This window comes from Novibacillus thermophilus (assembly GCF_002005165.1).
Lineage (GTDB): Bacteria > Bacillota > Bacilli > Thermoactinomycetales > Novibacillaceae > Novibacillus > Novibacillus thermophilus.
The window spans coordinates 197,750-209,472 of sequence record NZ_CP019699.1; the positions used below are offsets into that span (position 1 = coordinate 197,750).

An 11,723-nucleotide genomic window follows, 5' to 3' on the forward strand; every position below is an offset into this window, starting at 1 on the left:
AATTTTTCCCTTTTGGATGTGTTTGGTCCAAAGGGGATTTTGTTTGAAAACATATTGATCTACTTTTGATGACACCATTGATTCTTACTGCAGATGACTGCCTGTTCAGCATCTGATCCGTTTCACCCACCTTTGTCTTCCAACCTTAAGTTCAGCCTTTAAAAGTTACGTGCTGGTGACGAACGCATTGACTTGTTGCAGCACTTCTCCAGCTTTCCCTTTAATAACAAGGTCAAAGCGGGTGTTCGGATGATCTACTTCAGCATTGATGTAGACAGTCTTACCTTCTGTCATATTGGGGAGTTCGCTTGCAGGGTAGACTTTGAGACTGGTGCCAATGACGATGACGAGATCTGATCGACGAATGTGCGCGAGTGACGCCTTCCAGCTGTCTTCGGGGAGCGTCTCACCAAACAGGACGACTCCCGGACGCAGGTGACCACCACAGTGTTGACAGTTCTCTTTGTTTAAAAATTGTTTTTCACTGCTTGGTCTGGCGCAGTGGGCACACCGGAATTGATGGAGGGAGCCGTGCAGTTCGTAAACGTGTTCGTTACCGGCTCTGGTGTGAAACCCGTCGACATTTTGTGTTGAAATGGCTTGAATAAGGCCGTTTTTCTCCCAATCCGCCAGTATGTTGTAACCAGTGTGAGGTGTACAGGATTTTATTCTTTTGATGCGCATGGCATAAAATTCGTGGAATAAATCGTAATGATTTTGCAGAGCTTCGGGTGTGGCAACCGTCCTCGGGTCGACTCTGTTCCACCATCCCTCTTTGGACCGGAAGTCCGGGATGTCAGATTCGGTCGACATTCCCGCTCCTGTCAGGATCGTCGCATGAGTGGCGTGTTGGAGCCAGTCAGCTAAAGTGCCCGTTTCTTTGGAATCATCCGCGTCGGCTTTGAATGACACCGCATCTCCATCCTTTCCCATACCGGAACACTCACCATTTCCTCTATATCACTTTTCGGTCAATGACGGCAAAATCGGGAGAAATTTGAAGAACGAATCCGAAGCTGTTAAATGACAGGTACGGTCTGTTGAGGGGATGTCACGAGTCTTCCGTCTTGTTCTCCGTCAAGCTTGAGCTGCATTCACTCTGTCTCGAGAAGCGGTTCCAAAAATCCGTCTCTCCCCATTCTGTCATAAAAGAAGTCGATCCCGTAATAAGAGGCAACCCCGATGATAGCGGACCATGCTAGAATGCTGACCGTCATCCAAAACGTTATCTGTTGTTTCGTTCCCCCAAATCCCATGGCTAATACGGCACCGAGGTGACTGCCTATCAAGATCGGGGAAAGGAGCGCTAACCCGGGCAGACCGTATTTTTTCCATATTTTCTCTGCACGTGCTTGTCGCTTCTGTGGAGACGTTTTGCCTTGCCTTTCCTTGCGTTGTTTCCGCCATGTTTGGATGTGGTCGATGAAAAGAATTAAGAGGTAAATCGTGACCATGTTCCCCCAAAATGCCACAAGGGTTACGGTTAAAGGGTTTAAACCGGCGGCAATTCCCAATGGAATCACGGCTAATACTTCAAAAAACGGAATCGCGGCAACTAGAAAAATGATGAGATGGGCCACATAGACGCTCAATAGAGTTCCTCCTCGCGTTGCCTTATGCATTCACAAAAACAGTGTAAGTGGTCCCTTTGACGGTGGCCATTGACAACGTGTGAACAAATACTGAAGGTTGCTGCTTCATTTGGGGGAGATTTTGACCACCTGTGTTTTGGCTATCAGGTCGTACAGAGATTGCTTCCTTTTCGTGAAAATGGCTGACAGTATATAAACAAGGATGAGGATGTAGATGAGTCCGCCAGTTAAGACGTGGTGCAGTGGCATTTCGCCATCCTCAACATGTGTGATTCGGTAAACGAAGTAATGCGACAGCTCCCACGGCAAAAACTTTAAGATTGTCCGAAGGGTACTGTGTCCCAGCGAAAGGGCAGCCCCGTTTTTGTCCACAACTTGAATACCCACCCTCTTTTTCCCGAAGGACTGCCGGCCTATAGCCGAGTCGCTGATCATGAAATAGAGCGATACGGGCAATGTGACGACGATAAACCCAGCAAACTGAGCGACGATGAGTGACTGTTTGAACCATTCCTGCACGGAAGGCAAGAGAAACAGACTCAGCACTAAAAGCAGGGCTAAATAGGCGAGAATGAGCACATAATCGATGACGAAAGCTTTAAATCGAAGCCAAAAGGTCGCATTCATGACGGTATCCACAACCTTACGTCTGTCTTCCTTCAATCTCAACGGGAACGGCTTGATCCAGTATAACCGAATGGCGTGTGACTTGGCAGCGGCGAGCGATCAAGCGCACGCCGGCCTGGTAGGCTTCTGCCAGTGTGTCTGCAAACACCGGGTCGATGTCGGCTGCCGGACGGATGCGCTCAATATCCTTCCGCTGACCGACAAAGAGAACCGCCGCTTCCCAGCTCGTCTTTCGGCACAGGTCCGCCAACTCCCGGACGTGCCGGGCGCCTCGCGCTGTTACCGCGTCGGGGAACAGTCCGATTCCGCCTTGCACCAAGGTGACACTTTTTACTTCCAGCGCCATTTTTCGTCCATCGGCATCTTCCAGCAGAAAATCAAAGCGGGAATCTCCTATTTTGGCTTCCTGGCGATCCAGTTTCCATCCGGTTAACTCGGACAGACTCTCCTTGGCCAGCGCATCGGCGATGAGGCGATTGGGCAGAGTGGCGTCAATGGAAACGAGCGTCCTGGATTCAGGTACTTCCGTCAACACGGCGGTCCACTTCGTTTTTCGGGCGGGGTTTTTGGAAGGCTTGAGCCAGATGTGCCTCCCGGGTACCAGCAGTTCGTTCATCCGCCCTGGGTCCGGGAGGTGGGCCTCCACTACTGGACCGTTTGCGTACCCGTCATTGGCGCTCTCTCCTTCCAATTGACAGAGGATGAGAAAGCGGTTTGGCCGTTCGATGAAACGCGCTTTTCTGAGATCATGATCTCGTGACAACCTGATTTCGGATGTGTACAATCGAATCACCTTAAATTTTATGAACGGTGCGGCGATGTGTTGCCGATGCTGATCGGTCTCGATACCTCAAATAACCCCGTCATGACACCGGGGAAGTTGCCCTTAAAGGTGTTATGTCTGATGCAACACTTGTTGCAAAATGTCCCTTTCAATCTGCTGGTTCAGCCGGCTGACAATCCCGTGGAGCAAGAAAGCATCGATGATCAGCCAGATGCCTACCGGAATGAGGAAAATAAGACCGAGTCCGAAAATCCAAACGGTGGCCCATCCCAAAAGGTCGAGGATGAGGATTGTCACGGCCGTTCCAAATTTGCGGACGTAGAAGCGGTGTGCGCCTAGTGACCCAAGGAAGAACCACAACAAATAGGCGATCACCGTCGACTTTTTTCTGTGTTCCATTTCGCTCTGTACGATCGCTAACTGCTTTTCATCCAACTGCTGTTTCAATTCGACGTTCGACACGGTTCCTCTCCTTTGACATCATACGCCATTATTATCGAGGGATACTGTATGAAAGTCAAGGTACACTACCGGATGACAGCGTGTTAGCAAACAGCGGCATTGCCAGTCGGCAGATGCCACGCATTCGTTTGGTTTCGTTACAGTTTAATCGTGACCCTCTGTGTCAGTAACCGGATCAGCCATAAAATGCCTCCGATCAACACAATCGTTCCAGCGACAGATCCGTAAAGGGGCAGTTCCAAAATGGCAGGCGGCACCCAGTCGGCGGCCAACTCCCTCGCCACATCTCCTCCCCACACGAGACCGCGAATAAGGAAAAAGAGCGTCGCAAGCACGATAGACCCGAGCCCCATCGTCCAACCGTACCGGTAGAACACAGCACTGATGAACCACCCGATGACGTAAGAAGTGAAGATGTTCGTCATGTAAACGAACAGTGACAGGAGCCCGTGACTGCTGAAGTCGACAAGAGGGCCCAGAACAATTAGCAGTACAAGATTTCCTATGACGTCGTCGTCCACGCCTTCTGTAAATTCGAGCGTACTGTTTAAATGAAGGGGGAGGTTCGCGATGTTCACGACAGAGTACTCTGCCGCCGTTATCACCGCCGCTGTCAGAACGATTGCGGCTGAAAGTAAACCTGCAGCCAACACCCCGCCTCTAAAGACATCTTTTCGCGTAACGCCGTGTTTGACAAAAAACGGATAAAATCCGTAACCTATAATAATCCCGATCACCAGCATGTAAATGTCGGCGGCATAATAGGACGAAAGAAAGAAATGTTCAAGGTCTTTTCCGGCATAGATGGAATTAAAGATTCTCACGACATGAATGATGAGTAAAATCCCGAGAAACCATAACGTCCATCCCATTTGTTCTAAAAACAGATCTATTGCTACTTTCAAGGCGTTTGATTTCGACTTCAACTTAATTTTCCTCCCCTGTCAAATAGATAAACAAATCTTGAAGAGACACGGGACCGACTTCTAATCCTTTTTGCTGTGCATCTTTTTTCTGTTCCTCGCTTAACTCTCCGTACACGGTTACGCTTTTCGTGTTCCCTAAACGTTGTTCGTTCAGCTTCTTTAAACCCCCGACAAAATGGTCGACTTCGTCAGCGGGTCCCGTAATGGAGGCTCCCCTGGAAACTAACGTTTCATACGCTTCATGCAGAATAAGAGACCCCCGGTGAATGATCAAGATTTCATCAAATAAATAATCCATTTCCGATACGAGATGGGTGGATACAATCACGGTCCTAGGGTAACGTCCTTGATCTTCAAGCAATTCTTGATATAAAATGTCCCTTGTCGGTGCATCCATACCGAGATACGCTTCATCAAAAATCGTTAAAGGAGACCGGCTGGCCAATCCAATTGTGGCATTAAATGCCGACTGCATCCCTTTGGAAAGCTTGTTAACAGCTTTGTCTAAAGGGAGATTGAAACGCTTTGCGAGATGGAGGGCGTAGTCCCTGTCAAAGTGTGGGCGGTATCTTTCGACGAATTTCAGCATCGAATTGACTTTTTCTGTTTCGTCGCTGTAGTCCATCTGGTAAATGAAGGACACATTTTGCATCACACGCGTGTTTTCAAAAGGATTTTCCCCATCGATGCGGATCGACCCTTCCGTCGGTTCCCGAAAGGAGGCTAACAGCGACAGCAGGGACGTTTTTCCGGCCCCGTTTCTTCCGAGGAGGCCGTATATTTTCCCGCCTTCCAGTTGAAATGATACATGTTTGAGTGCTTCGACACGTCTGTATTTTAGAGAAACGTCGTTCACTTCGACCTCAAGCGTCATTTGGCATCACGCCCTTTCACCTGTTTAATCAGCTCGATGATTTCGTTGTCCGATAACCCTAATTTGTTGGCTTCCCTTACGAAACCGACGACGTAGTCTTCCACGAACGTCTTTTTTCTTTTTTGGATCACTCTTTCTTTTGCCCCTTCTGCTACAAACATGCCGATTCCCCGCTTTTTGAACAAAATGCCTTCCTCGACCAGTTGGTGGACCCCTTTCGACACTGTGGCGTGGTTGACTTTGTAAAAATGGACGAGTTGATTGGTCGAAGGAGCCTGATCGCCTTCCTGCAGCTGGTCGTTCAAAATTTGATCTTCAATTTTTTCCCGTATTTGCAAGTAAATCGGTTTATGCTTGTCAAAATGGTGGTTCAACGGGGGATCCCCCTTTGGTCAGTTCCACACTTAACTGGTTATATACTCATGTATATAACCGTACAGGAAAGGGGCTGCTTTGTCAAGGACATTTTTAATGATTTCACAACACGGGTTCATTTTTTCGTTGTGTTCCTCATGTGCGGGACGTTGTGTGTAGTTATTCGTTCAGTAGAGGAACAAATTATTGACCAGTATGGTCGGCCGTGTTACACTGGAATCGACCATACTGGTCTAATCGGTGGACAGTGGAGGATATTCACCTAATGGAGGAAGTAGCGGAAATGGCGACGGAAAAATTTGAGAGTCTGGACGAAGGGAAGAAAAAAAGGATTTTAAATGCGGCGCTGCAAGAATTTGCCGAGAACGGATTCGCTCAAGCTTCCACCAACCGGATTGTCAAAGAGGCCGGGATCGGGAAGGGAATGCTCTTTTACTACTTCAACAACAAAAAAGGACTGTACCAATATTTGTTCGACTACAGTGTGAAGGTGATACAGAATGATTTTCTAGCGCGCATTGACATGCATGAAACCGATTTTATTGAACGCATGAGGCAGATGGCCCGATTAAAGTTGCAGGTGATGAAGGACAAACCCGGCGTGTTCAATTTTATGGGGACTGTCATGCTGACGCGGGAATCGGAACTCCCCGACGATATAAAAACGCGGATTGAAGCGTTGGAAAAACTGGGGTACGAGAAAATGTACGCCAACGTCGACACGGGGTTATTCCGCGATGATGTCGGTGTGGAAAAGGCGTACAAGTTGATTCAGTGGGCCATCGACGGTTATCAGAACGAGGTCAAGGCACGGCTCAAAGGGCAGAAGATGACGTCCATCGACCTGGAGCCCCTTTGGAAGGAGTTTTACGGCTACATGGATGTGATGAAAACTATTTTTTACAAACAAGGGGTGGATGAGGCGTGACGGTGCTAAAGACGACGAACTTGACTAAAAAGTTCGGGAAGTTGACGGCGTTGGACGGTGTCGACATGGACGTGGACGAAGGAGAAATTTTCGGTTTTATCGGCCCGAACGGAGCGGGGAAGTCGACGACGATCCGCATCTTGCTCGGCTTGTTAAAGCCGACGGCAGGGGAGGCGAACATTTTCGGCAAAGACGCGTGGAAAGACGCGGTAGAGATTCACAAGCGCATCGCCTACGTGCCGGGAGACGTGAATTTGTGGCCGAACTTGACGGGCGGAGAAGTGATCGACCTGTTTCTCTCCTTGCGGGGGGAAAAGCACAGGAACCGACGAGAGGAATTGATCGAGCGTTTCCAGCTGGACCCGTCAAAAAAATGCGGCACGTATTCCAAAGGAAACCGGCAAAAGGTGGCATTAGTGGCGGCGTTCTCCTCTAATGCCGATCTGTACATTTTGGATGAACCGACTTCTGGCCTCGATCCTTTGATGGAACGGGTTTTCCAGGAATGCGTCATGGAAGCGAAAGCAGAAGGGAAAAGCGTCCTTCTTTCCAGCCACATTTTGTCGGAAGTGGAGAAAGTGTGTGACCGTGTCGGCATTATTCGCCAGGGCCGAATCATTGAATCGGGAACGTTAAGTGAGTTGCGCCATTTAACGCGGACCTACGTGCTCGTCGAGACGAAGCAGCCGGTTCCGGAGTTAAACGCGTTAAGCGGCGTGCATCACGTTGAACGGAAGGATCGCGTCATGCGTTTTCAGGTGGATACGGAAGAACTGGATCGTGTGATGAAATATGTCAGCCAATACGGAATTGTAAAGTTGGAGAGTGCGCCGCCGACGTTGGAAGATTTATTTATGCGCCACTATGAAGGAGCAAGTGGGGTGAGGCGGGATGGCTGACGCGGTATTTGCCAAAAGTAGCAGGCTCTCCCGTTTCATTTTGAGGAAAGAGCGTGTGCGCATTCCGTTGTGGCTCGCAGGCCTCACGTTTTTTACGCTCATCGTGCCTATTGCGTTCAAAGATTTATATCCTACCCAAGAAGAGCGGGATGCGATGGCGGAAGGGATGCGCAATCCAGCGATGACGGCCATGGTCGGCCCCGGGGATTTGGATCACTATACGATCGGCGCGATGACAGCCCATCAAATGCTGTTGTTCACCGCCGTTGTGGTCGGATTGATGAACATCTTGCTCGTGACTCGCCACACCCGGGGAGAAGAGGAAGACGGATCAGCCGAGTTGGTCCGTTCATTGCCGGTCGGACGCCTGTCTTATGTGCATGCCGCATTGTCGGTCATGATTTTGACCAATGTGGTGTTGGCTTTGTTGACCGGTTTTGGCTTATACGCCTTGCGCCTCGACAGCATGGATCTGGAAGGGTCGCTGCTTTACGGTGCGGTTATCGGTGCGATCGGTCTCTTCTTCGCCGCAGTGACGGTCTTGTTTGCTCAGTTTTCGGCAAGTTCCCGGGCAACGATAGGGTATGCTGTCACCTTACTCGTCTTGTCCTATCTCGTCCGGGCCATCGGTGACGTGGTGAATGACGCCATCTCGTGGCTTTCGCCTCTGGGCTGGGTGACGAAGGCCGAAGTGTACACGAACAACCGTTGGGGGGCGGTTTGGTTAACCCTTGGAGCGTCAGCGCTTCTGCTTGCTGCTGCCTATTACTTGCAGGCGTTGCGTGATTTCGGAGCCGGATTTCTCCCGCCGCGGCCGGGCCGGAAACACGCGTCTTCTCTGTTGCGACGTCCGACGGGGCTCGCTTTGCGGCTGCAGCGAACGGGTATGATCGCATGGGCTGTCGGCATGCTGCTCATCGGACTGTCCTACGGATCGGTGTTAGGCGATTTGGAGCTGTTTTTTAGCGACAATGAGATGATGCGGCAGTTTCTCTCGCCTGCTCCCGGCGTATCCTTGACAGAACAGTTTATCCCGATGTTGATGGCGGTGATGGCCATTCTCGGCACAATCCCCCCTGTCATGACTGTGAACAAGCTGTACAGTGAAGAGAAAAAGGGCCGGATGGGACACGTGCTGGGAGGGGCAGTATCACGTACGCGGCTGATGACAGGCTATGTGACCCTGGCCGCTGTAAACGGGTTCGTCATGCTGTCCCTGGCGGCTTTAGGACTGTGGTCGGCAGGAACAACCGTCATGGAAGAGCCGTTTGCATTCGGCACTGTTTTCGGCGCCGCCATCGCTTACTATCCGGCTGTCCTCGTCATGATTGGCGCTGCTGCGTCGCTTATCGGCACAGTGCCGAGACTGACGAGTGTGGTCTGGCTCTACCTGTTTTTCTCCTTTGTTGTCGTATATCTCGGCGGGTTGTTCCAGTTTCCGGACTGGGTTGAAACCCTTACGCCATACGGTCACATTCCGGAGATTCCCGGTGAAGGTGTGGATTACAAAATTGGTTTTGTTCTTGTTGCCGTCGCTATCCTGCTCGTGGCGGTGGGATTGACTGGTTACAGGAGGCGGGATGTTGACGGTTAATCCATGCTGTTCTTTTTGAGACTTTTTGAGATAATAGTTCGTAAGGAATATGGCAGTAAGCCTAGATGTTTTTTGTCAGAAGGGAGGATCGGCTGGATGAAGGTTGTGGTAGTCGGAGCGGGCATCGTGGGAACGAGCACGGCCTACCACCTCGCCTGTAAAGGAGCAGACGTTTTTCTCGTAGACCGAAAGGACGAGGGACAGGCGACGGCGGCAGGGGCCGGGATCGTGTGTCCGTGGCTGTCCAAAAGGCGGAGTGTCAATTGGTACCGCCTGGCCCGGACCGGGACACGTTACTATGCAACGCTCATCTCCCAGTTGGAAGAAGACGGTGAGACGGCCGTCGGTTATGCTCGCATCGGAGCATTGGCGGTCAGTCGAGATTCAGATGAGCTGGATGCGATTGAAGAGCGGGCCCGACAGAAGCGAAAAGACGCTCCTGAAATGGGAGAGATTTCACGGTTAGACGCTCAAGAGGTGCAAAAACTTTTCCCGCCTTTGCACGAGGAGCTTTCAGCCGTACACATTACCGGGGCGGCCAGGGTTGACGGCCGTTTGCTCTCTCAAGCCTTAAAGCGATCCGCGCGAAAACGCGGGGTAAAAGAGTGTACAGGAGAGGCTCAGTTAGAAGTGAGTGGCGTTGGCGTCACTGGTGTTCGGGTAAACGGTGAGAAAATTAGAGCGGACGCCGTCGTCGTGGCAGCCGGAGCCTGGTCAGCAGAATTGTTGCACCCGTTCCAGCTGAAACTGCCTGTGGAGCCGCAACGGGGTCAGATTGTGCACCTCCGGCTGCCAGGGACAGACACGTCGCGTTGGCCGGTTGTGCTTCCTGAGAGCAGCCATTACTTGCTTGCGTTTGATGATTCCCGCATTGTAGTCGGAGCTACCCGGGAAGACGGTTCCGGCTTCGACTACCGGGTGACGGCGGGAGGGCTAGAGGAAGTGTTCCGCGAGGCTTTATCCGTTGCGCCCGGACTGGCTGACGGTACGGTACACGACATTAGAGTGGGGTTTCGGCCGATGAGTTTGAGGCGTCTCCCGTTGATCGGTGCGCATCCACACATTCCTGGGTTGGTCGTGGCGACTGGCATGGGACCGACTGGATTGACGATCGGGCCTTACGCGGGGAAACTGGCGGCGGGCCTCGCGCTAGGCGAAGAGCCAGAGGTGGATTTGGAGCCTTTCAATCCGTTCCGAACTGGGGGGCAGTGATGTCGATGGGGGAAAAGCTTCAGAACACATAAGCGCGGACATTCACACCTACTAGAAGCGACGCGGGAAATGATTTCGAGAGGGAGGAAAGGCTTCAAAACTTTTAGTAGGGTCCGGTCCTAGATAAACCGTGACTATGTGCAGACGTTGGAGCTCGAAGGAAACAAAAGCATCGGTGGGGACATTGCCATACAGGTGCCTCAAATGAGCCGCGCTTTGACTTTTTGGTTGAGAAAAACTTGTAACGCGAGAGGATAATTAAACGTGACGTTTGTCATTCTCCAAGTACTCGTCATCAACTTGATTCTGCCCGCCGTATTTATTTACTCCTTGTGGAGGGGGTCATTTGAGAGCAAGCTCGAATGGCTAATACAACTACTCGCAACGACCCTGTTAACTGTGTGGGTATTTCTGGCCGGACGATGGGATTGGACCGGGTATTACATGCGTTATGCCTGGTTGGTGTTTCTGGCTGCTGCCATTTACTTGTCATGGAGGAAAACCCGTTCTCGGCCCTTTCGGATTGCCTTCGACCACAAGCAAAAGTGGTCGATGGGCGTGTGCGTCGTCGTTTTGCTCGTGTTTGGCCTGTACAATGTGTTTGTTATCAGCAGTTTGACCACTCAAGATGACGCCATCGCCTTGTCCTTCCCGCTGAAGAGCGGCACATACTACGTCGGTCAGGGCGGGAACCACGTGCAGATGAATTATCACCAGGCCTATTCACCGCAGGAGTACGCGTTGGACATCGTGAAGATAAACACGTTAGGCCTACGAGCCCACGGCCTGTACCCGAAAGACCTTCATCAGTACGAGATCTACGGCGACCGACTGTTCAGTCCGTGTGACGGCGAAGTGTTGGAAACGAGAGGAGACCTGCCGGATTTGACGCCACCTGATACCGATCCTGATCAACCCGAAGGCAATTATGTAGCTCTCACATGTGACGATGAGGAGGCTGTCATCTATATTTGCCACATGCAGCAGGGAAGCGTCGCGGTAGCGGAAGGGGACGTTGTCCGGGAAGGCCAATTGCTCGGGACTGTGGGCAATTCTGGCAATACTTCCGAACCGCACCTGCACATTCATGCGGAGAAGGACGGGGAAGGTGTTCCGATACGATTCGGTGGCCGGTTTCTCGTCAGAAACAACCTCATGCGCAAGTAGAGCGGGGACACGGTGCCGTCTGCAACGGTGTCAAATTCAGACTATCCCTATTGTTTTTGTGTTCGACCGTTAATTTCCTCAGCTCATTTACCCCTCAATACTACCGTAAACGGGGGAACTTTACGAATACATTTATTGTGTGGTGATGGTTCGAATGACGGACTGATGCCGTAGTTCTTTTTGGGGGTGTCAGGTACTCTGTCTGTATGGTAACATATGAAAAGGGAAAAGCCGTGATGGCCCCAAGTCTGTGGGTAAACAAACGCAGATAAGTGGTGCCGAG

The 11,723-nt window shown here is 51.1% G+C and carries 13 protein-coding genes; 5 read left to right on the forward strand and 8 right to left on the reverse strand.

The window, feature by feature from the left end; all coding sequences use genetic code 11:
• Positions 1-165: 165 nt before the first annotated feature.
• From B0W44_RS01180 to B0W44_RS01215, 8 genes are all read right to left on the reverse strand, one after another.
• Positions 166-912: an SIR2 family NAD-dependent protein deacylase gene (locus B0W44_RS01180; protein WP_228441345.1), complete on the reverse strand. Its 747-nt coding sequence runs from the start codon at positions 910-912 to the stop codon at positions 166-168.
• Positions 913-1,094: 182 nt separating this feature from the next.
• Entirely contained in the window at positions 1,095-1,592 is a 498-nt protein-coding gene (locus B0W44_RS01185; protein ID WP_077718423.1) for a small multi-drug export protein, read from the reverse strand.
• Positions 1,593-1,697: 105 nt separating this feature from the next.
• Entirely contained in the window at positions 1,698-2,255 is a 558-nt protein-coding gene (locus B0W44_RS01190) for an RDD family protein (protein ID WP_228441348.1), read from the reverse strand.
• Entirely contained in the window at positions 2,236-3,012 is a 777-nt protein-coding gene (gene sfsA / locus B0W44_RS01195; protein WP_169835362.1) for a DNA/RNA nuclease SfsA, read from the reverse strand. Before sfsA ends, B0W44_RS01190 begins: the two co-directional genes overlap by 20 nt.
• A gap of 102 nt (positions 3,013-3,114) precedes the next feature.
• Entirely contained in the window at positions 3,115-3,465 is a 351-nt protein-coding gene (locus B0W44_RS01200) for a TM2 domain-containing protein (protein ID WP_228441351.1), read from the reverse strand.
• 137 nt (positions 3,466-3,602) lie between these two features.
• Positions 3,603-4,391: a hypothetical protein gene (locus tag B0W44_RS01205; RefSeq protein ID WP_077718425.1), complete on the reverse strand. Its 789-nt coding sequence runs from the start codon at positions 4,389-4,391 to the stop codon at positions 3,603-3,605.
• Position 4,392: 1 nt separating this feature from the next.
• Positions 4,393-5,265 carry an ATP-binding cassette domain-containing protein gene (locus B0W44_RS01210; protein ID WP_077718426.1) on the reverse strand — a complete coding sequence of 291 codons (873 nt, stop codon included), beginning with the start codon at positions 5,263-5,265 and terminating at the stop codon, positions 4,393-4,395.
• Positions 5,262-5,639 (reverse strand): GntR family transcriptional regulator, encoded by a 378-nt coding sequence (locus tag B0W44_RS01215; protein WP_077718427.1) that lies wholly within the window; start codon positions 5,637-5,639, stop codon positions 5,262-5,264. The genes B0W44_RS01210 and B0W44_RS01215 overlap by 4 nt, the downstream gene beginning before the upstream one ends.
• 266 nt (positions 5,640-5,905) lie before the next feature.
• Between B0W44_RS01215 and B0W44_RS01220 the strand changes: the two genes are divergently transcribed.
• From B0W44_RS01220 to B0W44_RS01240, 5 genes are all read left to right on the forward strand, one after another.
• Positions 5,906-6,568, forward strand: coding sequence for a TetR/AcrR family transcriptional regulator (locus B0W44_RS01220; protein WP_228441353.1), 663 nt, complete (start codon positions 5,906-5,908; stop codon positions 6,566-6,568).
• On the forward strand, positions 6,565-7,467 hold the full coding sequence (locus B0W44_RS01225; RefSeq protein ID WP_077718428.1) for an ABC transporter ATP-binding protein: 903 nt from the start codon (positions 6,565-6,567) through the stop codon (positions 7,465-7,467). The genes B0W44_RS01220 and B0W44_RS01225 overlap by 4 nt, the downstream gene beginning before the upstream one ends.
• Positions 7,460-9,061, forward strand: coding sequence for an ABC transporter permease (locus B0W44_RS01230; RefSeq protein WP_077718429.1), 1,602 nt, complete (start codon positions 7,460-7,462; stop codon positions 9,059-9,061). The genes B0W44_RS01225 and B0W44_RS01230 overlap by 8 nt, the downstream gene beginning before the upstream one ends.
• A gap of 96 nt (positions 9,062-9,157) precedes the next feature.
• Positions 9,158-10,273 (forward strand): NAD(P)/FAD-dependent oxidoreductase, encoded by a 1,116-nt coding sequence (locus tag B0W44_RS01235; RefSeq protein WP_077718430.1) that lies wholly within the window; start codon positions 9,158-9,160, stop codon positions 10,271-10,273.
• A gap of 264 nt (positions 10,274-10,537) precedes the next feature.
• Positions 10,538-11,440, forward strand: coding sequence for a M23 family metallopeptidase (locus B0W44_RS01240; RefSeq protein WP_077718431.1), 903 nt, complete (start codon positions 10,538-10,540; stop codon positions 11,438-11,440).
• Positions 11,441-11,723 lie beyond the last annotated feature (283 nt).